This is a genomic window from Cellulomonas humilata (assembly GCF_030814415.1).
GTDB lineage: Bacteria > Actinomycetota > Actinomycetes > Actinomycetales > Cellulomonadaceae > Cellulomonas > Cellulomonas humilata_A.
Map to the genome: position 1 here is coordinate 292,579 of NZ_JAUSVB010000006.1, position 21,273 is coordinate 313,851.

Here is a 21,273-nt window from a genome sequence, read left to right on the forward strand (position 1 = left end):
TCTACGGACGATCCGGGCATCTCGCGTGGCGCTCAGGCGACCGGAACCGGCACCTGCTCCTCGGCCGGCTCCGGCTCGGCCTGCTTGCTCAGCGCGCTGGGCCACCACATCGTCTTGCCGATGTCGAGGTTCAGCGCCGTGACCAGCACGGACCGGACCACCAGGGTGTCGAGGAGCACGCCGAACGCCACGGCGAACCCGATCTCCGCGAACGCCACCAGAGGCAGCGTGCCGAGCACCGCGAACGTCCCCGCGAGCACCAGCCCGGCCGACGTGATCACCCCGCCGGTGGCCGCCAGACCGACCAGCGAGCCACGGTGGTGCCCGAGGCGGATGGCCTCCTCCCGGACCCGGGTCATGAGGAAGATGTTGTAGTCGATCCCGAGCGCGACCAGGAACACGAAGACGAACAGCGGGAACGACGTGTCCGCCCCGGCGTAGCCGAAGACGTACTTGAAGATCAGCGCGCTGACGCCGATGGCGGCGCCGAACGAGAGCACGACCGTCCCGATGAGCACCAGCGGGGCGACGACCGCCCGGAGCAGGACCATCAGGATCAGGAACACGACCAGGAGGACGATCGGGATGATCAGCCGGTTGTCGTCCGCGGACGCGCGCTGCACGTCGAGGTTGACGGCGGTGCTGCCGCCCACCAGGGCGTCCGCGTCCGGCACAGAGTGCACGGCGGCCCGTACCCGGTCGACCGTGTCGTAGGCGTCGTCGCTGTCGGGCGCCGAGGTCAGGGTGCCCTCGATGTACGCCAGACCGTCCTTCACGACGGGCTCCGTGACGCTCGTCGGGTCGATGCCTTCGACGTCGGCGAACACCAGTGCCACCTCGTTCGCCTGGTCGGCGTTCGCGATGACCGCGACCGGCGAGCCGGCCCCGCCGGGGAAGTGCGCGGCGAGCACCTTCTCGCCCTCGATCGAGGGCTGCGTGCCGCGGAACGACTCCTCGGTGGTCAGGCCCGTGGCGTTCAGCGCGACGATGCCGAGGCACGCGACCGCGAGGATCGCGGACGTCCCGATCCACGTGGCGCGGGGGCGACGCTCGATGCGGCCGCCGACGCGCGCCCAGAAACCGTGCTCGGACGGCTCGTCGTCGCCGAGCTTCGGGGCGCGGGGCCAGAAGATCCACCGGCCGCACGTGACGAGCAGCGCGGGCAGCAGGGTCAGCATCACGAGCACCGCGACGCCGACGCCGACGGCCGCGACCGGGCCGAGGCCGGCGGTCGAGTTCATGGTCGCGAAGAGCAGGCAGAGCATGCCGATGGCGACCGTGGCGCCGGACGCGATGATCGCCGGGCTGGCGCGGTGCAGGGCCAGGGCCATGGCCTCGTGGCGGTCGCCGTGCTTGCGCAGCTCCTCGCGGTAGCGCGCGACGAGCAGCAGGGCGTAGTCCGTCCCCGCGCCGAACACGAGGACCGTGAGGATGCCGGCGCTCTGGGCGTTGACGGTGAGGTCGTAGTTGTCCGCGAGCAGGTAGATGAGGGCCTGCGAGACGGTGAGCGCGACACCCGCCGAGATGACCGGCAGGAGCCAGAGGATCGGGCTGCGGTAGGTGATCAGCAGGATGACGATGACGACGGCGACGGCCGCGTACAGCAGGGTGCCGTCGATGCCCTCGAACGCCGCGGACGAGTCGGCGGCGCCGCCCGCCGGGCCGGTGACGTAGACGTCGAGACCATCGGGGCCGTCCTCGGCGGTGGCCCGCAGGTCGTCGACCGCGTCGGCGGCGAGGTTCCAGCCGTCCGAGCCGAGGTCGAGCGGCACGATGATCTGCACAGCCTCCCCGTCCTCCGACGGGATCGGGCCGATGACCTCACCGTCGAGGGTGTCCAGCGTGCCGAACTCCTGGGCGTCGGTCGCGACGGCCTCGAGGTCCGCGGGCGTGAGGCCGTCCGGCCGCTCGTAGACGATCACGGCGGGGATCGTGTTGGACGACACGAACCCCGCGGCGACGTCGAGCACCTCGGTCGACTCGGCGTTGGCGGGCAGCCAGGACTTGGCGTCGTTGTCCTGCGCGCCGGTGAGCTTGCCCGCGAGCGGCCCGAGGAGCGCCACGACGACGAGCCAGAAGACGATGACGGCGAACTTGAGGTAGCGGTGGGTGATCCATCCGGCGACCTGAGACATGGGTGTGTCCTCATGTAGGGGTTGTCGACGACGACAGGAAGGTGCGGCCCGCCCGACGGGAGATACATCGTCGAGAGCCGGTGTCGATGCTGTGAACGAGCCTAGGATTCCGCCGCCGCCAGGCACAGGGATATCCGGGAGACCCCCGAGTCGACCCTCAGGTTCCCCTCAGGAGTTGCTCAGGGCAGCCACGGCTCGCTCGACGTCCGCGGTGTCGTTCCAGACGTGGAACGCGAGGCGGACGCCGCCGCCGCGCCCCGCCGCGCGGGTGCCCTGCGTCCCGAGCAGGGCCCGCCGCGAGCCGGCCGCGTCGTCGGGCAGCCGGACGATCGCGCTGCCCCCCGGCGGCAGACCGACGCCCGCCCGGAAGGCGTCGGCGAGGCCGACGGTGTACCGGTGGACGGCGTCGAGGGGAGCGGCCGCGAACAGCTCCAGTGCCGGGACGGCACCCACCCAGCACAGCCACGCGGGGGAGACGTCGAACCGCCGTGCGTCGCGGGCGAGCGCCATCGCGGGCCCGTAGACCGACGACCAGATCTCCTCGCCCGCGTACCAGCCGGCGCTCGTCGGTCGCAGCCGGTCCATGAGGTCCGGGCGGACCGTGAGGAACGCGGTCCCCCGCGGTGCCGACAGCCACTTGTAGGACGCGCACACGGTCACGTCGAGCGCCGTCGCGTCCACCGGGAGCCAGCCGGCGGCCTGCGTGACGTCGCAGACGGTCAGCGCACCGGCCGCGGCTGCCGCTCGGGCGACGGCCTCCACGTCGGCGACGCGCCCGTCGACCGACTGCACGAGCGAGAACGCGACGACGTGCGTGGACGGGCGGACCTCGTCGGCCAGCGACTCCACCGGCACGTGCCGGACGGTCACGCCCCGGTCGGCGTGCACCAGGAACGGGAAGACGACCGAGGCGAAGTCACCGTCGACCGTGAGGACCTCGGCACCGTCCGGCACGCTCGCCGCGACCAGGCCGACCAGCACGGACGCCTGCGAGCCGACGGCCACCCACGACGGGTCGACCCCGACGAGCCGCGCGTACGCCGCGCGCGACGCCGTGACGGCCTCGTCGTAGACCGCAAGGTCCGCCTTCCCGGCCCGCCACGTGTCGAGCGCCTCGTGCATCGCGGTCACCGTCGCCCGCGCGGGCAGCCCGCAGGTGGCGGCGTCGAGGTAGCCGGGCACGGGGGCGAACGCTGCGCGCAGGGTCTCGAGAGGGTCCATGGGGACGATCGTCTCGCACGCAGCATCAGCTGCCGAGCGCGTCCTGGACCGTCGTCTCCGGCGGGCCGTCGTAGACCGGGGAGCGGCCCGTCACCGCGTCCCAGGCCGCACGCCATGACGCGGGGACCTCCCGGGCGCGCCACACGACCGCCTGGACCGGCCGGACCGAGACCGACGACACCCCGACACCGGTCACGGAGATCCCCGCCGCCGTGCACGAGAACAGCGCGCGGCGCACGTGGTAGTCCTGCGTGACGACGACCGCGTCGCGGACCCCGAACACGTCGTGCGCCCGCACGCAGGAGTCGTGGGTGTCGAAGCCGGCATGGTCGCGGACCACGTGGTCGGCAGGGACGCCGTGGTCGACCAGCCAGTCGAGCATGGCGGTCGGCTCGTCGTGCTGGGCCGTGCCGTTGTCGCCGCTGACCAGCACGACGTCGACGGCACCCCGTTCGTACAGCTCGCGAGCGGCGTCGAGGCGGCGGGTCAGGTACACCGACGGGCTGCCGTCCGGCTTCAGGCCGGCGCCGAGGACGAGGGCGACCGGGGTGACGGGGACGTCGTCGGCGGCGCGGACCTCCGACTGACCGACGGCCTGGACCCACAGGACGGGGACGGCGACCAGGGCCAGCAGGACGCCGCCGACGATCCGGGTGGCGCGACGGCGGCGGGTGCTCACGGTCGGAGCGTAGGTGGACTGACCCGTCAGTGGAGGCTGTTCAGCCAGTCGCTCACCGCGGATGCGACGGCGGCGGCGCTCGTCGGCAGGTGGGGTCCCGGCAGGAAGACGGTGGTGACCGGGCCGGGGATCGCGGCCAGGTGGTGGGTCAGCTCCTCGGGCGAGCCGAACGGGTCGGTCGTGCCCGAGACGGCGAGGACGGGGACGCGGATCTCCGGCAGGTGCGCGATGCGGAGGGTGTCCGGGCGGCCCGGCGGGTGCAGGGGGTACGAGAGGAGGACGAGCCCGGCGGCGGGCAGACCTGCCGCGACGGCCATCGAGCACATGCGGCCGCCGAACGAGCGGCCGCCGAGGACGAGGTCCTCGGTGCCGACGCCCAGCGACGCCGCGAAGGCCTCGGTCTGCGCGCGGACCTCCGCGATCGCCGGCGCCGCGGTCTTCGGCAGGTCGAGCCGCAGCACGGGCAGCGGGGCGACGGCCTTCTCGACGGCGACCAGCGGCGCACCGTCACGGGTCCCGCCGAAGCCGGGGGTCAGCAGCAGGCCGGCGACGGACATCAGAGGCCCAGCACCGACGTGATGGTGCGGACCACGCCGTTGGCGGTGTTCGGCGGGGCGACGAACCGCGCGTGTGCCCGGATGTCGGGGTGCGCGTTGTCCATCGCGAACGAGTAGTACGCCGCGTCGAGCATGCCGACGTCGTTGAAGTAGTCGCCGAACGCCATCGTCTGCTCCGGCGTGATGCCGAGGCTCTCCTGGACCGCGCGCAGGGCGTGACCCTTGTCGGCGGTCGGGCTCATCACGTCGACCCAGTGCTTGCCGGACACCAGCACGCGGTCGTCGCCGCCGAACGGCTCGAGCAGGGGCCCTGCGCCGTCGGTGGCCATCCCGAAGTCGTAGACGGCGACCTTGAGGACCTCGTCGTCGACGGCCGTCAGGTCGTCGACCGTCTCCAGGCGCGCGTAGTACGGACGCGCCTGGTCGAGGAACGCGTCGTCGGTCCGCTCCACGTACGCCGAGCGCTTGCCGCACAGCACGGTCCCCAGGTCGAGCCCGTCGGCCGCCCGGACCGTCTCGACGACCCTCCGCGCCGTGCCGAGGTCGAGGGGGTCCGCGCTGATCTCCTCGTCGTGCTGGACGACGTAGGAGCCGTTCTCCGCGATGTAGACCAGCTCGTCCCGGGCGAACTGGCGGCGCAGCGTGGCGTACTGCCGACCGCTCGCCGGGCAGAGCAGGATCCCGCGGCCGGCGAGCTGGTCCAGCAGCGGCCAGAAGTCGTCGTGGATGCGCTTCTCGTCGTCGAGCAGGGAGCCGTCCATGTCGACGGCGATGAGGCGGATGTCGGGGACGGTGTCGAAGACGGGAGGCTGCACGGGTCGATCTTCTCAGCCGGCCTCGCGGGCCAGGTGCTCGACGGTCGCGACCAGCGCAGTCAGCCCCGTCTCGACGTCGGCCAGGCTGACGTCCTCGTCCGGGTGGTGGCTGATGCCGTCGGGGTTGCGCAGGAACAGCATGCCGACGCCCGTGACCGCCCCGAGTGCCATGGCGTCGTGCCCCGCGCGGCTGAACAGCGCGGGGACGTTCCGGCGACCGGTGTCCTCGATCCCGGCGCGCACGACGTCCTGGAGGAGGGCGTCGCACATGACGGCCGGTGCCTCGTGCAGCTCGCGCGCGGACCAGGTGAGCCCGCGCCGGCCCGCGATCTCGTCGAGCTCCCGGGTGATGCTGCCCCAGACGCGGTCGCGGTCGTCGTCGTGCTCGCCGCGCAGGTCGACCGTCAGGCGTGCCTCGCCGGGCACCACGTTGACCGCACCGGGGAACGTCTCCAGGCGGCCGACCGTGCCGATGATGTGGTGCTCGGCGCGGCAGAGCCGCTCGACGGCGAGCGCGACCTCGCTGGCGCCGAGCAGGGCGTCGTGCCGCTTCTCGTACCGGGCACCCCCGGCGTGCCGGGCCTCGCCGTCGATCTGCACCGCGAACCGTCGCGCGCTCGCGATCGAGGTGACGACACCCAGCGGGGCGCCGCCGTCGTCTAGCTCAGGACCCTGCTCGATGTGCGCCTCCAGGTAGCCCGCCAAGGACGAGGGCGACCGCGCGGCCGTGCCGATCCGCCCCGGGTCCAGGCCGAACTCGCTGAACGCCGTGCGCAGCGTGGTGCCGTGCTCGTCGGTCAGGTCCCACCAGGCCTCGTTCCAGCGACCGGCCATCGCGGACGACCCGAGCAGCGCGGTGCCGAACCGGGCGCCCTCCTCATCCCAGAACGCGACGACGTCGAGCCCGAAGCGGAACGAACCGACCTGGGGGCGCAGCGCGCGGACCACCTCGATCGCCATGAGCACGCCGAGAATCCCGTCGTACCGGCCGGCGTCGCGCACGGTGTCCAGGTGCGAGCCGAGCAGGAGCGACGGCGCCTCCGGGTCCCGCCCGGCCAGGTGCCCGCACTGGTTGCCCGCCGCGTCCTGCCACGTGTCCAGCCCGACCTCGCGCATCCAGCGGGCGGCCACGCGGTTCACGCGGGCGTGCTCGGGAGAGAGGTAGACGCGCTCGATGCCGTCGGTCATCGAGGTGTACGCCGCGAGCTCGTCGCAGCGCGCCATGATGCGCCGGGCAGCGGTGTGGACGTCGAGCATCAGGCCGCTGACCAGCCCGAGTAGGCCGCGTCGACGCCGCCGCCGTGCGGCACCCGGGCACCGGCGCGGCGCAGCACCTGCTCCAGCGCGGCGAGCGTGCTCAGCACGGTGTCGAGGCGCGCGTTGGCACCCATGGTGCCGATCCGCCAGACGCGACCGTGCAGCGGCCCGAACGACGTGCCGATCTCGATGCCGAAGTCCTGCAGCAGCGCACCACGCACCGCGTCACCGTCCACGCCGTCCGGGATCTCCACCGCGACCACGTTGTTCATCTTGTGCGCCACGTCCCCGAACACCCCCAGCCCCAGGCCCCGGACCCCCGCGAGCATCGCGCGGCCCGCCCGCTCGTGCCGGTCGATGACGGCCTGCCGACCCTCGTCGACGATGATCCGCGCGCACTCCCGCGCCGCGTACAGCATGCTCGTCGCCTCGGTGTGGTGGTTGAGCCGCCGCGGTCCCCAGTAGTCGAGGATCATGCCGAGGTCGAAGTAGTTGGAGTGCACGGGCTCCCCGGTGTCCTCGTCGGACTCCTCGCGGATCCCGGCCTCGATGCGGCGACGCCCCCGGATCACCTCGACGGCCTTGTCCGACAGGCTGATCGGCGCGCTGCCCGACGGACCCGACAGGCACTTCTGCAGGCCGGCCGTGGCGGCGTCCAGACCCCAGGCGTCCATCTCGAACGGGTTGCCGCCCAGGGACGCGGTCGCGTCGGTGTAGAAGAGCACGCCGTGCTTCGCGCAGATCGCCCCGAGCTCGTCGAGCGGCTGGAGCATCGTCGTCGACGTGTCGCCCTGCACCATCGCGAGCAGGTGCGGGCGGACGCGCACGATCGCCTCCTCGACGACCGACGCCGGGAACACCTGCCCCCACGGCACCTCGATCGTGTGCACCTCGGCCTGCGCGCGCAGCGCGATCTCCGCCAGCAGGTGCCCGAAGCGCCCGAACACCGGGACCAGGACGCGCTCGCCGGGACGGACGAGCGAGACCAGGGCCGCCTCGATCCCCGCGCGGGACGTGCCGTCGACCAGGAGGGTGGCCTCGTTGGTCGTCGCGAAGACCTCGCGGTACAGCGCCATCGTCTCGTTCATGTAGCCGGTCATCACCGGGTCGTACTGGCCGACCAGCGGCGTCGACAGGGCGCGGAGCACGCGCGGGTCCGCGTTGACCGGTCCGGGTCCCATGAGCAATCGGGCGGGCGGGTTGACCGGGTGGGTCATGTGAGGCCTCCAAGGGCGTGCCGGACCAGGGACAGGTCGCTACCGCGGGGGCCGACCAGGCAGACGCCGACGGGTGCCGGGCCGAGCGCCGACGGGAAGGTCAGGGCAGGGAAGGTCAGCGCGGGGAGCCCGCCGATGCCGGCCAGGGCGGTCATCCGCAGGGTGGCGGCGCGGACCTGGTCGAGCTCGGCGGCGCTCACGGTCCTCGCCGGGGCAGGACCGGGCGTCGTCGGCAGCACCAGGACGGCGTCGTCGACGAGCGCGCGGATCACTCCCGCCAGCCGCTCGACCTCGGTCCGGGCGGACGCCTCGTCCGACGCGGTCACCTCGCTCGCGATCGCGAACCGCTCGCGCACACCGGGTCCGACGGCGTCGGGGTGCGCGGTGACCCAGGCGCCGTGCGCCCGCCACGCCTCCGCGGCCTGCACGACGCGGAAGGCCTCGAACCACTCGTCCAGCGGCCCGACCTCGACCTCCTCGACGGTCCCGCCCGACCAGGCGTCGAACGCCTCCCGGGTCGCGGGCTCGACCAGCTGCAGGACCTCGGCGGGCACGAGCCGGCGCGACGGGAGCGGCGGGGCGTCGTCCTCGAGGCACCACGTGACGACCGCGTCGAGGGTCGCGCCGTCGCGCGTCAGCCAGCCGACCGTGTCGAACGACGGGGCCAGGGGCACCATGCCCTGCCGCGGCACCAGGCCGTGCGTCGTCCGCAGCCCCCACAGGCCCTGGTAGCTGGCCGGGACGCGGATCGACCCGGCGGTGTCGCTGGCCAGCCCCACGTCCGCCTGGCCCGTCGCGACCGCAGTCGCCGGACCGCTCGACGAGCCGCCCGGGAGCGCCCCCACGACGGCGCCGTTGGCGGGGGTGCCGTAGTGCGGGTTCGCGCCCGCGATCGAGTACGCGAGCTCGTCCGTGCGGGCCAGGCCACGCACCGACGCACCGGCCTTGAGCAGGTCCAGGACCGCGGGGGCGTGCTGGCGCTCGCGGGCGGCGTCGCGCAGCCAGGTCGGGTTGCCCGCGCCGATCCGGTACCCGCGGACGGCGAACACGTCCTTGACCGCGACGCGCAGCCCCAGCAGGGGACCGTCGAACGCGCCCTGGTAGAGCGGGTCGCCGACCGTCCGCCAGACCGCCTTGTCGAAGCTGGGGGTGCGGCCGGTGACGTGTGCGGCGGTGATCCGCCACCGACCGTCCGCCAGCTGCCACACCTGCGTCTGGAGCCCGGTGCCGCCGCCCTCGTAGCGGGACATCGCGACGATCAGCCAGCAGTCGTCGGCCAGGCGGCGGGACTCGACCCGGTCCAGCACCCGGGGCGTGATGCCGCCGCGCGCGCTGCGGAACGCGCTGATGGCGTCGTGCCCGACGAGCAGGCCGTTGCTGTCCCCGCGCAGCGTCTCCTCGCCGGGCGCGAATGCGTCGTCCAGGGCCTCGATGTCGTCGGTCGCCAGCGCGCGCTCGTAGGCGTCGAAGGCGTCCTGCAGCTCGGTCGGCATCATCGGGGGATGGCCTCCAGGTCGGCTTTCCGGATGCGCGCGTGGGCCCCGCAGACCTGGTCGACCACCTGCGAGATGTCGATGTCGGTGGCCGCGGAAAGGTACGCGTACGCGAGGTGCTCGTCCAGGCCCCACCGCGCCTGCAGCAGGGCGAGCGACGCCCGGACGCACCTGCGCACCGCTTCGTTCAGATCGGGATCCATACCCGTAGGCACCAGGTAGTCCGGCGTCTCGACGAGGGGCCCCTCGAACGGGCCGAACTGCGCGAGCGCGTCGACCGCCGGGACCACGTCGAACCGGAGCGTGACCCGCAGGGACGCCTCCAGCGCGGTGAGCGCCACCTCGCCGTCGCCCTGCGCGAAGTGCGGGTCGCCCACGTACGCCAGCGCGCCCGGCACCTGCACGGGCAGGTAGAGCGTGCTGCCCACCTGGAGCAGGTTGATGTCGATGTTGCCGCCGTGCGCGCCGGGCGGCACGGAGTGCGGTCGCTCGTGCCCGGCGACCGCGACGCCCATGATCCCGAGGAAGGGTGCCAGCGGGAACTCGATCAGGCGCTCGCCGCCCTCGACGGCGGGCAGGCAGCCGGTGGTGCCGTCCTTGACCGTGGCGAACACGCTCACGTTCTCCGGGCCGCGGGGGAGCTCGCCCGGCAGCGCGCCGCGGCCGTGCCGGTTCGAGATCACGCCGTACGGGACGCGCGGGGTGGTCTCCAGGACGGTGATCGCGAGCAGGTCGCCCGGCATCGCGCCCGCGACGTGGATCGGTCCGGTCACCACGTGCGGCCCGTCGGCGGGGTCGCGCGTCAGGGTGCCGACGATCTCGACGGCGTCGGTGAGCACGTCGTCCGGTGCGACGCCGTGGCTCGTGAAGAACGCCAGCGGGTCGCTGCCCTGGTCGTCGAGCAGGCCCTCGTGGCTGACCGTGTCGATGGTGACCTCGGTGCCGGGCTCGATGCGCAGGACCGGCGCGTCGGTCGCGCACGGCAGGCGGCCCCACAGGACCGTGGCAGGCGTCGAGCGCAGGTAGGCGGCGGCACGGATCTCGCCCGCGCCGGGCTGCAGCGTTGCACTCATCGGTCCTGCACCCCCACGATGACGCCGTGATGAAGACCTGGGACGACGCACGCCGACACCTGGTGCTCATGCTGGCACTGACGTTCACGACGGGCATCGTCGACGCTGTCGGCTATCTCGGGCTGGACCGGGTGTTCACCGCGAACATGACCGGAAACGTGGTCATCCTCGGCATGGCGCTCGCGGGTGCCGACGACCTGCCGGTACTCGGCCCGACGCTCGCGCTGGTCGGCTTCCTGGCCGGGGCCGCGCTCGGCGGACGCGTGCTGCGCACCGCCCCGGCCGGCTGGTCGGACCGCACGAGCGGCACGTTCGCGGCGACCGGCGTGCTCGCGGCCGGGCTGGGCATCGGCGCGCTCGTCGCGCCCCCGGTCGAGGCCACCACCTGGGCGTTCGTCGTCACCACGCTGCTCGCCGTCGCGATGGGGCTGCAGGCCGCGACCGCGCGACGGCTCGCTGTGAAGGACGTGACCACGGTCGTCGTGACCTCGACGCTCACGGGTCTGGCCGCCGACTCGCGGCTCGCCGGCGGCACCGGGGACGGCTGGGCGCGACGCTCGCTCGCGGTCGCGCTGATCCTGGTCGGCGCCGCGGTGGGCGCGCTGCTGCTGCACGTCGGCGGCGAGCGTGGCGTCGGGGTCGGGATGCTGTTCGCGGGGGTGCTGGCGCTGGTCGCGGCGGTGCTCGGGCACGCGCACCGCGAGGCCTGATCGCTCACGCACAGATGTGCCCCCGTCCGGGTGCGGTGACGGCGCCGCCCTCTACGATGGTCACGCCGTCGAGCCAGACGGTCCGCACGGCTCCGGCCAGCGTCGCGCCGTCGTAGGGCGAGACCGGGTTCTTGTGCTCGAGGGTGCGCACGTCGACGACGCGCTCCTGGTCGGGCGCGAAGGCGACGAGGTGCGCGGGAGCGCCCTCCCGGAGGACGCCTAGGTCGAGTCCGGCGACGCGGGCCGGTCCCGTGGTGACCAGTGGGAGGAGATCCTCCAGCGCGATCCCTCGGCGACGGGCCTCCGTCCACACCACCGACAGGCCCAGCTGCAGGCCCGCGATGCCGCCCCAGGACAGCCCGAAGTCGGTGTTCTTCAGGTCGGCCGTCGACGGGGAGTGGTCGGACACGATCGCGTCGATGGTCCCGTCCAGCACCGCGGCCCACAGCAGGTCCTGGTTGCCGGCGTCGCGGATGGGCGGGCAGCACTTGAACTGCGTGGCGGCCGACGGCACGTCCTCGGCCCGCAGCGCCAGGTAGTGCGGGCACGTCTCCACGGTCAGGGGCAGTCCCTCGGCCTTCGCGGCCCGGACGAGGTCGAGCGAGCCGGCGTCGGACAGGTGCAGGACGTGCGCGCGGGCACCCGTGCGCCGCATCGCGTCGATCACGCGGGCGATCGCGTGGCGCTCGCTGACGGCGGGGCGGCTGGCCAGGAAGTCGGCGTACCTCGGCCCCAGCGCACCGTCGGCGTGCAGGTCTGCCGGGTCCTCGGCGTGCACGATCAGCACGCTGCCGAGCTCGGCGACCTCCGCCAGCGCCGTCTCCAGCTGCTCGGCGTCGAGGTGCCCGAACTCGTCGACCCCTGACGGCGTGAGGAACGCCTTGAACCCGCGGACGCCCGCCGCGTGCAGCGGACCGAGCGACCCCAGGTTGTCCGGCACGGCCCCGCCCCAGAACGCCACGTCGACGCTCAGCTTGCCGTCCGTCGCGGCCCGCTTGGCGGCCAGCGCCTCGACCGTCGTGGTGGGCGGGATCGAGTTGAGCGGCATGTCGACGAGCGTGGTGACCCCACCGGCCGCCGCGGCGCGGGTGGCCGACGCGAAGCCCTCCCACGCGGTGCGGCCCGGCTCGTTGACGTGCACGTGGCTGTCGACCAGACCGGGGAGCAGCACCTCGTCGTCGGCGAGATCGAGCACCGTGGTGCCGGCCGGGACGGGGCCGTCGAGCGCGGTGATCCGCCCGTCGGTCACCGCGACCTGCGCAGCCCTCCACGTGCCGTCCACCCACGCGCGCCGCGCACGGACGACGAGGTCAGGCTCGGTCATGGCGGCTCCCGTGGTCGTCTGGTGCGTCAGGCTACGGCCACGGGCGCGTCCGCGCGGATCGCGAAACCCGCGAGGAGCCCGGCCATCGGCTTGGCGGGCGGCGCTGCGTACTCCCCGGCGGCGGCCGGCCTGAGCCCCAGGGCGACCAGGGACTGCGCGAGCACCGTGCCCGCGGCGACGCCGTCGACCACGGGGACCCCGATCTCGTCGGCGATCACCGCGCACAGCTCGGCCATGCCGGCGCAGCCGAGGACGACCACGTCGGCACCGTCCTGCTCCACCGCGCGCCGGCACTCGTCGACGAGCCGCGTCCGGGCGCGCGGGTCCTCGAGCGCGAGGACGGGGACCTCGCACGCGCGGATCGCTACGCACGCGTCCCGGAACCCGTACCGGTCCACCAGCTCGCGTGCCCGGGCGGTCGTGCGACCCAGCGTGGTGACGACGGCGAACCGGCGGCCGACGAGCGCCGCGGCATGCATCGCGGCCTCCGCGATCCCGATCACGGGGCCGCTGGCGAGCTCGCGTGCGGCGTCGACGCCGGGGTCCCCGAAGCAGGCGACCACGTACGCGTCGACCCCCTCGGCCTCCCCGAGCGCGATCTGCTCCAGGAGGCCGGGGACGGCCAGCGCCTCCTCGTAGTGGCTCTCGATCGACGCCGGACCCATCGTCGGCTGGACGGCGTCGACGAATGTGCCGGCCGCCGCCACCACCCGGGCGGACCGACCGATCAGGTCGGTCATCGCCCGGGTGGTGTTGGGGTTGATGACCCGGATGTGCACGGCTCAGGCCACAGCCTCGGACGGAGCGGTCGTGCCGGTGCGCTCCTCGACGGTGCCGTCCGAGACGTGCTCGTCGGACGCGTCCAGCACCGGGATCTGCGGGTTCCGGCGCTCCAGGAAGACGAAGATCCCGTAGCCGAGCCCGCAGCCGATGAACCAGCTGTAGCTCGCGATCCAGGTCACGTCGAACGCGCCCATGTCCGCGAACGCCTTGGGCAGCACGGCGGCCGCCACCGAGATCAGGCCCGCGACGAGCACGGTCGCGACGGCGTTGCGGTTGTAGCCGCCGGAGTACCAGTACTTGCCCTTCGTCGACATCGTGAACATGTCGTCGACGTGCACGCGCTGCTTGCCGATCACGTAGTAGCCGGCGATGAGGATGCCGAACAGCGGGCCGATCAGCGCACCCAGGACGCCCAGCGTGTAGTGGATGGCGTTCGCGTTGGAGTACCAGTTCCACGGGGTCAGCAGCACCGAGCCGACGGCCGCGATCATGCCGCCCATGCGCCAGCTGATCTTCTGCGGGGAGACGTTCGAGAAGTCGAACGCGGGGGAGATGAAGTTGGCGACGATGTTGATGCCGACGGTCGCGGTGACGAACGTGAGGCCGCCCAGCAGGATCGCGAACGGGGTGTCGATCTGCTGCACGGTGTGGATCGGGTCGGTGATGAGCTCGCCGAACACCGGGACCGTCGCCGACGCGCAGATGACCGTCAGCAGCGAGAAGAACAGGAAGTTGAGCGGCAGCCCGAGGAAGTTGCCCTTCTTGACGGCCTTGAAGCTCTTCCCGTAGCGCGCGAAGTCGCCGAAGTTCAGCATCGGCCCCGAGAAGTAGGACACGACGAGCGCGATCGCGCCGAGCATCACGGGGATCGAGGCCCAGAAGCCCATCGGGGGACCCGACGAGAGGTTGAGCGAGATGTTCTCCCAGCCCGCCTCGGACACCAGGTACACCGCCAGCGCGATCATCACCACGTAGACCGCCGGACCGGCCCAGTCGATGAACTTGCGGATGGTCTCCATGCCCGTCCAGAACAGGGCCGCCTGGGCCACCCACAGGATCGCGTAGGAGATCCAGCCCAGCGTCGACAGCCCGAGGAAGCCGGTCTCCAGCAGCTCCGCGGAGCTCGGGATGAACTTGAGGAAGATGATGTTGAGCGCCTCGGCCGCGAGGAACGTCTGCACCCCGTACCAGGCGACCGCGATGAGGCCGCGGATGATGGCCGGGATGTTGGCGCCGAGCACGCCGAACACGGCGCGGTTGATGACCGGGTAGGGCACGCCGGTCTTCTGGCTCGGCTTGGCGACGAGGTTGCAGAAGACCTGCACGATGACGATGCCGACGATGAGCGCGACGAGCACCTGCCAGCTGGCGATGCCGAGCGCGAACAGGGAGCCGGCCGTGACGTAGCCGCCGACGCTGTGCACGTCGGACATCCAGAACGCGAAGATGTTGTACGACGACCAGGTCTGCTTCTTCAGCGGCGCCAGGTCCTCGTTGGTGAGCCGGGGGTCGTAGCCGGGCTGCATCGTGCCGGCGCCCGGGGGCAGCCCGGCGGCCTCGACGACGTCGTTCGGGAGCTCGGTGGTCTCGGGGTTCATGGTGGTCCTCACGCGGGGAGGTCGATGGGGGGTGTTCGGTCCTGGTCGTCGGCGTCCCGACGAGCTCTGTCCGTGTGCGTCCGTCATCCCGTACGGTGAAGCGATCGCTGAACGCTTGTGAATCTATGACTTCACAACCTGCGATCGGTTTCCGGTTTGTGAACTTTGGACTTCATTCGTGAGTCCTGGCCCACGGAGGTTGCGCGTGACCACCACCACCGCCGACGAGGCCGGACGCCTGCTCGACGCGTTCGACTCCGAGCAGCTCGGCGGGCGCCTGCGGCAGCTGCGCGAGGAACGCGGGCTCACGCTCAAGGAGGTCGGAAAGCGCCTCGGCATCTCCACCAGCGCGGTCTCGCAGATCGAGCGCGGCGTGCTGCGACCGTCGGTGAACCGCCTCTTCGCGTTCGTCACCGCTCTCGACGCGTCGCTCGTCGACGTCTTCGGCGGCGTCGCCGACCCCACGCCGCAGCCCGTGCTCGACGGCTACGTCGTGCGCCGAGCCGTCGAGGCCGACGTCGTCCGGCTCGCGGGCGGTGTGGTCTTCCGACGCCTGTCCCCGGGACGCTCACGCGACGTCGACTTCTTCGAGTCCACCTACCCGCCCGGCTCCACCGGCGCCGAGCAGAACGAGCTGCTCACGCACGTCGGGTACGAGATCGGCACCGTGTCGCAGGGCGAGCTCACCATCGACTTCCCCGACGAGCGCGTCGTCGTGCGCGCCGGCGACACCGTCTCCTACGCCTGCGGCACCCCGCACCGGCTCAGCAACCAGACCGACGGCGTCACCGTGGCGACGTGGGTGATCGTGCACCCCGACCGGACGCCCTGAGCGTGCGACGAGGGGCCGGGCAGCGTCGCCCGACCCCTCGCCAGTCCGGTCAGCGGTGGCCGTGCCTCCCGTCGAGGTCGACCGTCCACACCTCTCCACCGAGCGTGACCACGTAGGCGGTGCCGCGGATCACCTGGAACGAGACCGGCTGGTCCAGGGCGTCGGCGACGACCTCGAGCGCACCGTGCCGCCCGACCTTGAGCAGCTGCCCGGTCTCCGGCGCCGCCGGTGATCCCTCGGGACCGCCGAGCGGCCAGACGCCCTGCGCGAGCGCGTACAGCTGGTGCCCGCGGCCCAGCTCCACGTCGACCATCAGCGGAGCGCCCGACGCGACCGTCGTCGCCGTGGTCGACCACGGCCCGAACACGACGACCTTGCCGTCCTGCGGGAGGTGCGGGACCGGTCCGGCCTGGGCCAGGAACACCGTCCTGCCGTCGACGGCGAGCCCCGTGGGCACGATGTTGCCGAAGGCGATCTGGACCGCGATCGATCCGTCGAGACCCACCCGGTAGACCCGGTTGTGGTGGCCGTCCGTCACCAGGAACCCGCCCTTGTACGGCTCGAACGCGTACTGCACGCCGGTGGGGACGAAGAAGCTCGTGGTCGGCGGGTGCGCCGCGGCCCAGGTGCCGATGTCGACGACGAGCGTGGCGGTGCTCGGACCGTCGATGCGGTAGATGCCGTCGGGGAACGTCCCGCCGACGTCCTCGCTGACGAACGTGACCAGCGCGTACGCGGTGCCGCCCACGAACGCCACGTCGAACGCGCCACCGAAGGCGCCGTTGATGGACACGTTGGTGGGCAGCCCGGAGGCGAACGTCGTCACCTCTCCCGTCCGCGGGTCGATCCGGGAGATCTCTCCGACCGACGGCTCGGTGACGTACAGCGCACCGTCGGGGCCGATGGTGCTCCCGAACCCCCCGGACAGGCCGCTGGCCAGGAGCTGCGGCTCCCGGTCGGGCGACGGATGGTGTGCGGACGCCGTGGACGGCGCCAGCACCAGCAGCAGGACGGCGGACAGCAGGACAAGAACTCGTCGGGGACCCATAGGACCCCTCCCCTCGACAACATTCCTGGACTCGTGCGTGTCGGGGTTGCTGGGGCAGCGTCGTCGTCGCCCCCTGCGCGCCCGGGATGACCCTCCAGCGCTCATCGACGCTAGACCCGGGGTGCCCCGGCGATCCATGACCCCGGGCAACCGGGGCCGGTCGTCACGCCTGCGGCGAACACGGGCAGTTGAGGCACCACCCCGCCGTTAGCATCGAACAACGCCGCCCCGTCGACCCCCGGTGCGCCAGCCAGGGGAGCCGGCACGCAGCTCGTGAGGAGTGCACATGTTCGAGAGATTCACGGACCGAGCCCGTCGTGTGGTCGTCCTTGCCCAAGAAGAGGCACGGATGCTCAACCACAACTACATCGGGACGGAGCACATCCTCCTGGGCCTGATCCACGAGGGTGAGGGTGTCGCAGCCAAGGCTCTGGAGTCGCTCGGCATCTCGCTCGAGGCCGTGCGCGCCCAGGTGCAGGAGATCATCGGCGAGGGCCAGCAGGCTCCGTCGGGCCACATCCCCTTCACCCCGCGCGCCAAGAAGGTCCTCGAGCTGTCGCTGCGCGAGGCGCTCCAGCTGGGCCACAACTACATCGGGACCGAGCACATCCTGCTCGGCCTCATCCGCGAGGGCGAGGGCGTCGCCGCCCAGGTCCTCAACAAGCTCGGCGCGGACCTGAACCGCGTGCGCCAGCAGGTCATCCAGCTCGTCTCCGGCTACCAGGGCAAGGAGCCCGTCGCCGCCGGCGGTCCGCAGGAGGGGCAGCCCTCGGGCAGCGCCGTCCTCGACCAGTTCGGCCGCAACCTCACGCAGGCTGCGCGCGACGGCAAGCTCGACCCGGTCATCGGGCGCGAGAAGGAGATCGAGCGGGTCATGCAGGTGCTGTCCCGCCGCACCAAGAACAACCCGGTCCTCATCGGGGAGCCCGGCGTCGGCAAGACCGCCGTCGTCGAGGGCCTCGCGCAGGACATCGTGCGCGGCGACGTGCCCGAGACGCTCAAGGACAAGCAGCTCTACACGCTGGACCTGGGCGCGCTCGTGGCCGGCAGCCGCTACCGCGGTGACTTCGAGGAGCGCCTGAAGAAGGTCCTCAAGGAGATCCGCACCCGCGGCGACATCATCCTGTTCATCGACGAGATCCACACCCTCGTCGGGGCGGGTGCCGCCGAGGGCGCCATCGACGCCGCGAGCATCCTCAAGCCGATGCTGGCGCGCGGCGAGCTGCAGACCATCGGTGCCACCACGCTCGACGAGTACCGCAAGTACGTCGAGAAGGACCCGGCCCTGGAGCGTCGCTTCCAGCCGATCCAGGTGGCCGAGCCCAACCTGGCGCACGCGATCGAGATCCTCAAGGGTCTGCGCGACCGGTACGAGGCGCACCACCGCGTGTCCATCACGGACGCCGCCCTGGTCGCCGCCGCCACCCTGGCGGACCGGTACGTCAACGACCGCTACCTGCCGGACAAGGCGATCGACCTGGTCGACGAGGCCGGCGCCCGCCTGCGCATCCGCCGCATGACGGCTCCCCCGGAGCTGCGCGAGCTCGACGAGCAGATCGCCGAGACGCGCCGCGACAAGGAGTCGGCGATCGACGAGCAGGACTTCGAGAAGGCAGCCCGTCTCCGCGACGCCGAGAAGCAGCTCGGTCTCAAGCGCGTGGAGAAGGAGAAGGCCTGGAAGTCCGGCGACCTCGACGCGGTCGCGGAGGTGGACGAGGAGCTCATCGCCGAGGTGCTGGCGATCGCCACGGGCATCCCGGTGTTCAAGCTCACCGAGGAGGAGTCCAGCCGCCTGCTCCACATGGAGGAGAACCTGCACAAGCGGGTCGTCGGCCAGGACGCCGCCATCAAGGCGCTCTCGCAGGCCATCCGTCGTACGCGTGCCGGGCTCAAGGACCCGAAGCGTCCCGGTGGGTCGTTCATCTTCGCCGGCCCCACGGGCGTCGGGAAGACCGAGCTGGCCAAGGCGCTCGCGGAGTTCCTCTTCGGCGACGAGAACGCGCTGATCCAGCTCGACATGTCCGAGTTCTCGGAGAAGCACACGGTCTCGCGGCTGTTCGGCTCGCCCCCCGGCTACGTCGGGTACGACGAGGGTGGCCAGCTCACGGAGAAGGTCCGTCGCAAGCCGTTCTCGGTGGTCCTCTTCGACGAGGTCGAGAAGGCCCACGCGGACATCTTCAACTCGCTGCTGCAGATCCTCGAGGACGGTCGCCTGACCGACTCGCAGGGCCGCGTGGTCGACTTCAAGAACACCGTCATCATCATGACCACGAACCTCGGCACCCGGGACATCGCCAAGGGCCTCATGACCGGCTTCCAGGCCGGCGGGGACCTGTCGACGTCGTACGAGCGCATGAAGTCCAAGGTCAACGACGAGCTCAAGCAGCACTTCCGGCCTGAGTTCCTCAACCGCGTCGACGACGTGGTCGTGTTCCCGCAGCTGTCCCAGCCGGAGATCTTCCAGATCGTCGACCTCATGGTCGCCAAGCTGGCCAAGCGTCTGCGGGACAAGGACATGGACATCGAGATCACGCCCGCGGCCAAGAAGCTGCTGTCGGAGAAGGGTTACGACCCGGTCCTGGGTGCTCGGCCGCTGCGCCGCGCCATCCAGCGGGACATCGAGGACGCGCTGTCCGAGAAGATCCTGTTCGGCGAGCTCAAGGCCGGTCAGCTGGTGATCGTGGACGCCGAGGGCGAAGGTCTGCTCGGGGAGTTCACGTTCCGTGGCGTCCCGCGCGGCGCGCACCCGGCCGAGCCGGTCGCCGTCGGAGCCTCCTACGGCACCCCCGGCTCGGGCACCGACCTGCCCGCCGCCGGTCCGACCATCAGCGACAGCGGGACGGGAACCCTGCCCCAGGTGGGCTGACCCGCACCGCACGCACGACGAACGCCCCGGTCCTCACGGACCGGGGCGTTCGTCGTGTCCAGATCGGCACCCACCGAGCCGAACTCGTCGCTCGCGGCCGAACTCGCCCGCTGCAACAGACGAGTTCGGCCCGGACCAACGAGTTCGGCCGCGGCTGACGATCTCGGCGCGCGCGGACCGGCGGTGGCAGGGTGGGGGGCATGCCTGGACTGCGTCGACTGCCCCGTTCCACGCCCGAGGAGCAGGGGGTCGACCCGCGGGCACTCCTGCGGCTGGTCGACGCGCTCGTCGGCTGGCCCGAGCTGCACTCGCTGATGGTGGTGCGGCACGGGTCGGTGGTCGCCGAGGGGTGGGCTGCGCCGTTCGCGCCGGACCGGCTGCACGAGTTCTTCTCGCTGAGCAAGAGCTTCACGTCGACGGCGGTCGGGTTCGCGGTGGCGGACGGTCTGCTGGGTGTCGACGACCTCGTCCTCGACCACTTCGCCGACGAGGCGCCGAAGGACCCGGACGAGAACCTGCGGCGGATGCGGCTCCGGGACCTGCTGACGATGACCACCGGGCACGCGGACGACCCCACGGAGCGGGTGTTCCAGACGGGGGACTGGGTCAGGGCGTTCCTCGCGGAGCCGGTGGAGCACGAACCCGGCACGTTCTTCGTCTACAACACCGCCGGCACGCACCTGCTCGCGGCGCTGGTGCAGAAGGTCACCGGCCAGCGGTTGCTCGACTACCTCGAGCCCCGGCTGTTCGAGCCGCTCGGCATCGAGGGGGCGACCTGGCAGCAGTCGCCGGGCGGCGTCGACGTCGGCGGCTCGGGGATGTCGGGGACCACCGAGGACATCGCGGTGTTCGGCCAGCTCTACCTGCAGGACGGGGTCTGGGAGGGGGACCGGGTGATCCCCGAGGGCTGGGTGGGCGAGGCGACGCGCGCGCAGGTGCCCAACGACACGAACCCCGACATCGACTGGGCGCAGGGGTACGGCTACCAGTTCTGGCGCGGTCGGCACGACAGCTACCGCGGGGACGGCGCGTTCGGTCAGTACTGCGTGGTGCTGCCCGAGCGGGACGTCGTCGTGGCCATCACCGCGGGGGTCGGCGAGATGCACGGCGAGCTCGCCCTGGTGTGGGAGCACCTGCTGCCCGGGCTCGCCGACGGTCCGCTCCCGGACGACCACGACGGCCGCCGGCTCCTCGGCGAGCGGCTGGCCGGGTTGCGGCTGGACCCGCCGCACGGTGCACCGACGTCGCGGACCGGTGCGCGGCTCGACGGTCGGACGATCACCTTCGAGCCGAACGAGCTGGGCATCCGGAACGCGGTGCTGGAGGTCGGTGACGGGCACGACCGGCTGACCGTCGACCACGAGGAGGAGACGGTGATCGTCTCGGTCGGGCACGCGCAGCCGGCGCTCACCCGGACCACCCTGCGGCGGCCGGCGGATCCCGAGGACGTGCTGGTCAGCGGCGCGTGGACCACTCCCGACACCTACGTGCTCACCTTCCGGTTCGTGGAGTCGCCGTTCGTGGTCACGGCGACCGCCACGGTGACGGGTGACGACGTGGTGGTGGACGGCGGGTTCAACGTCGCCTTCGGGCCGACGACCGTGCCGCGGCTGACGGGCACGGTGGTGCGGGACGTCGACGAGGACATCTGGGTCGGCTGAGCGC

Annotated in this window: 17 protein-coding genes; 4 read left to right on the forward strand and 13 right to left on the reverse strand. The window is 72.2% G+C overall.

Annotated elements, in window-relative coordinates:
* Window positions 1–32 precede the first annotated feature (32 nt).
* The 9 genes from J2X26_RS20060 to J2X26_RS20100 all read right to left on the reverse strand — a co-directional run bounded on the left by J2X26_RS20060 (window position 33) and on the right by J2X26_RS20100 (window position 10,447).
* Window positions 33–2,135, reverse strand: coding sequence for an MMPL family transporter (locus J2X26_RS20060; protein WP_307494470.1), 2,103 nt, complete (start codon window positions 2,133–2,135; stop codon window positions 33–35).
* A 168-nt stretch (window positions 2,136–2,303) separates the two neighbouring features.
* Entirely contained in the window at window positions 2,304–3,356 is a 1,053-nt protein-coding gene (locus J2X26_RS20065) for an aminotransferase class V-fold PLP-dependent enzyme (RefSeq protein WP_307494471.1), read from the reverse strand.
* 25 nt (window positions 3,357–3,381) lie between these two features.
* The gene (locus J2X26_RS20070) at window positions 3,382–4,035 is read right to left on the reverse strand and encodes a SanA/YdcF family protein (protein ID WP_307494472.1); all 654 of its coding nucleotides are present in this window, start codon (window positions 4,033–4,035) and stop codon (window positions 3,382–3,384) included.
* A 26-nt stretch (window positions 4,036–4,061) separates the two neighbouring features.
* Window positions 4,062–4,592, reverse strand: coding sequence for an alpha/beta hydrolase family protein (locus J2X26_RS20075; RefSeq protein ID WP_307494473.1), 531 nt, complete (start codon window positions 4,590–4,592; stop codon window positions 4,062–4,064).
* The gene (locus tag J2X26_RS20080) at window positions 4,592–5,407 is read right to left on the reverse strand and encodes a Cof-type HAD-IIB family hydrolase (protein ID WP_307494474.1); all 816 of its coding nucleotides are present in this window, start codon (window positions 5,405–5,407) and stop codon (window positions 4,592–4,594) included. The genes J2X26_RS20075 and J2X26_RS20080 overlap by 1 nt, the downstream gene beginning before the upstream one ends.
* A gap of 12 nt (window positions 5,408–5,419) precedes the next feature.
* Complete coding sequence (locus J2X26_RS20085) at window positions 5,420–6,664, reverse strand: allantoate amidohydrolase (RefSeq protein WP_307494475.1); 1,245 nt, start codon at window positions 6,662–6,664, stop codon at window positions 5,420–5,422.
* Window positions 6,664–7,881 (reverse strand): pyridoxal-phosphate-dependent aminotransferase family protein, encoded by a 1,218-nt coding sequence (locus tag J2X26_RS20090; RefSeq protein ID WP_307494476.1) that lies wholly within the window; start codon window positions 7,879–7,881, stop codon window positions 6,664–6,666. Before J2X26_RS20090 ends, J2X26_RS20085 begins: the two co-directional genes overlap by 1 nt.
* On the reverse strand, window positions 7,878–9,374 hold the full coding sequence (locus J2X26_RS20095; protein WP_307494477.1) for an AtzH-like domain-containing protein: 1,497 nt from the start codon (window positions 9,372–9,374) through the stop codon (window positions 7,878–7,880). Before J2X26_RS20095 ends, J2X26_RS20090 begins: the two co-directional genes overlap by 4 nt.
* Window positions 9,374–10,447, reverse strand: coding sequence for an acetamidase/formamidase family protein (locus tag J2X26_RS20100; RefSeq protein ID WP_307494478.1), 1,074 nt, complete (start codon window positions 10,445–10,447; stop codon window positions 9,374–9,376). Before J2X26_RS20100 ends, J2X26_RS20095 begins: the two co-directional genes overlap by 1 nt.
* 29 nt (window positions 10,448–10,476) lie before the next feature.
* Between J2X26_RS20100 and J2X26_RS20105 the strand changes: the two genes are divergently transcribed.
* Window positions 10,477–11,157 carry a YoaK family protein gene (locus tag J2X26_RS20105; protein ID WP_307494566.1) on the forward strand — a complete coding sequence of 227 codons (681 nt, stop codon included), beginning with the start codon at window positions 10,477–10,479 and terminating at the stop codon, window positions 11,155–11,157.
* Window positions 11,158–11,161: 4 nt separating this feature from the next.
* Here J2X26_RS20105 and allB read toward each other — a convergent pair whose 3' ends face one another.
* From allB to J2X26_RS20120, 3 genes are read right to left on the reverse strand one after another with little or no spacing between them, the layout of a single operon-like run.
* Window positions 11,162–12,481, reverse strand: a complete 1,320-nt coding sequence (gene allB / locus J2X26_RS20110) for an allantoinase AllB (protein WP_307494479.1) — start codon at window positions 12,479–12,481, stop codon at window positions 11,162–11,164.
* Window positions 12,482–12,507: 26 nt separating this feature from the next.
* Complete coding sequence (locus tag J2X26_RS20115; protein WP_439897877.1) at window positions 12,508–13,221, reverse strand: aspartate/glutamate racemase family protein; 714 nt, start codon at window positions 13,219–13,221, stop codon at window positions 12,508–12,510.
* Window positions 13,222–13,263: 42 nt separating this feature from the next.
* Window positions 13,264–14,862, reverse strand: coding sequence for an NCS1 family nucleobase:cation symporter-1 (locus tag J2X26_RS20120; RefSeq protein ID WP_307494481.1), 1,599 nt, complete (start codon window positions 14,860–14,862; stop codon window positions 13,264–13,266).
* A 205-nt stretch (window positions 14,863–15,067) separates the two neighbouring features.
* On the opposite strand from J2X26_RS20120, the gene J2X26_RS20125 reads away from it, so the two are divergent.
* Entirely contained in the window at window positions 15,068–15,694 is a 627-nt protein-coding gene (locus J2X26_RS20125; protein ID WP_307494482.1) for a helix-turn-helix domain-containing protein, read from the forward strand.
* Window positions 15,695–15,743: 49 nt separating this feature from the next.
* Here the strand turns inward: J2X26_RS20125 and J2X26_RS20130 are convergent, their stop codons facing one another.
* Window positions 15,744–16,742, reverse strand: coding sequence for a ScyD/ScyE family protein (locus tag J2X26_RS20130; protein WP_307494483.1), 999 nt, complete (start codon window positions 16,740–16,742; stop codon window positions 15,744–15,746).
* Window positions 16,743–17,028: 286 nt separating this feature from the next.
* Here J2X26_RS20130 and J2X26_RS20135 point away from each other — a divergent pair, with 286 nt between their 5' ends.
* Together J2X26_RS20135 and J2X26_RS20140 are read left to right on the forward strand one after the other, a co-directional pair.
* A complete protein-coding gene (locus J2X26_RS20135; protein WP_307494484.1) occupies window positions 17,029–19,608 on the forward strand; it encodes an ATP-dependent Clp protease ATP-binding subunit in 2,580 nt (859 codons plus the stop codon).
* A gap of 200 nt (window positions 19,609–19,808) precedes the next feature.
* A complete protein-coding gene (locus J2X26_RS20140; protein ID WP_307494485.1) occupies window positions 19,809–21,269 on the forward strand; it encodes a serine hydrolase domain-containing protein in 1,461 nt (486 codons plus the stop codon).
* Window positions 21,270–21,273 lie beyond the last annotated feature (4 nt).

What these genes read in the sequence shown, in the direction of transcription:
- J2X26_RS20105 (WP_307494566.1), top strand. Translation starts at nt 10,477, where the DNA reads ATGAAGACCTGGGACGACGCACGCCGACACCTGGTGCTCATGCTGGCA.
- J2X26_RS20065 (WP_307494471.1), bottom strand. Translation starts at nt 3,356, where the DNA reads ATGGACCCTCTCGAGACCCTGCGCGCAGCGTTCGCCCCCGTGCCCGGC.
- J2X26_RS20060 (WP_307494470.1), bottom strand. Translation starts at nt 2,135, where the DNA reads ATGTCTCAGGTCGCCGGATGGATCACCCACCGCTACCTCAAGTTCGCC.
- J2X26_RS20135 (WP_307494484.1), top strand. Translation starts at nt 17,029, where the DNA reads ATGTTCGAGAGATTCACGGACCGAGCCCGTCGTGTGGTCGTCCTTGCC.
- J2X26_RS20095 (WP_307494477.1), bottom strand. Translation starts at nt 9,374, where the DNA reads ATGCCGACCGAGCTGCAGGACGCCTTCGACGCCTACGAGCGCGCGCTG.
- J2X26_RS20075 (WP_307494473.1), bottom strand. Translation starts at nt 4,592, where the DNA reads ATGTCCGTCGCCGGCCTGCTGCTGACCCCCGGCTTCGGCGGGACCCGT.
- allB (WP_307494479.1), bottom strand. Translation starts at nt 12,481, where the DNA reads ATGACCGAGCCTGACCTCGTCGTCCGTGCGCGGCGCGCGTGGGTGGAC.
- J2X26_RS20090 (WP_307494476.1), bottom strand. Translation starts at nt 7,881, where the DNA reads ATGACCCACCCGGTCAACCCGCCCGCCCGATTGCTCATGGGACCCGGA.
- J2X26_RS20140 (WP_307494485.1), top strand. Translation starts at nt 19,809, where the DNA reads ATGCCTGGACTGCGTCGACTGCCCCGTTCCACGCCCGAGGAGCAGGGG.
- J2X26_RS20100 (WP_307494478.1), bottom strand. Translation starts at nt 10,447, where the DNA reads ATGAGTGCAACGCTGCAGCCCGGCGCGGGCGAGATCCGTGCCGCCGCC.
- J2X26_RS20115 (WP_439897877.1), bottom strand. Translation starts at nt 13,221, where the DNA reads ATGACCGACCTGATCGGTCGGTCCGCCCGGGTGGTGGCGGCGGCCGGC.
- J2X26_RS20130 (WP_307494483.1), bottom strand. Translation starts at nt 16,742, where the DNA reads ATGGGTCCCCGACGAGTTCTTGTCCTGCTGTCCGCCGTCCTGCTGCTG.
- J2X26_RS20120 (WP_307494481.1), bottom strand. Translation starts at nt 14,862, where the DNA reads ATGAACCCCGAGACCACCGAGCTCCCGAACGACGTCGTCGAGGCCGCC.
- J2X26_RS20085 (WP_307494475.1), bottom strand. Translation starts at nt 6,664, where the DNA reads ATGCTCGACGTCCACACCGCTGCCCGGCGCATCATGGCGCGCTGCGAC.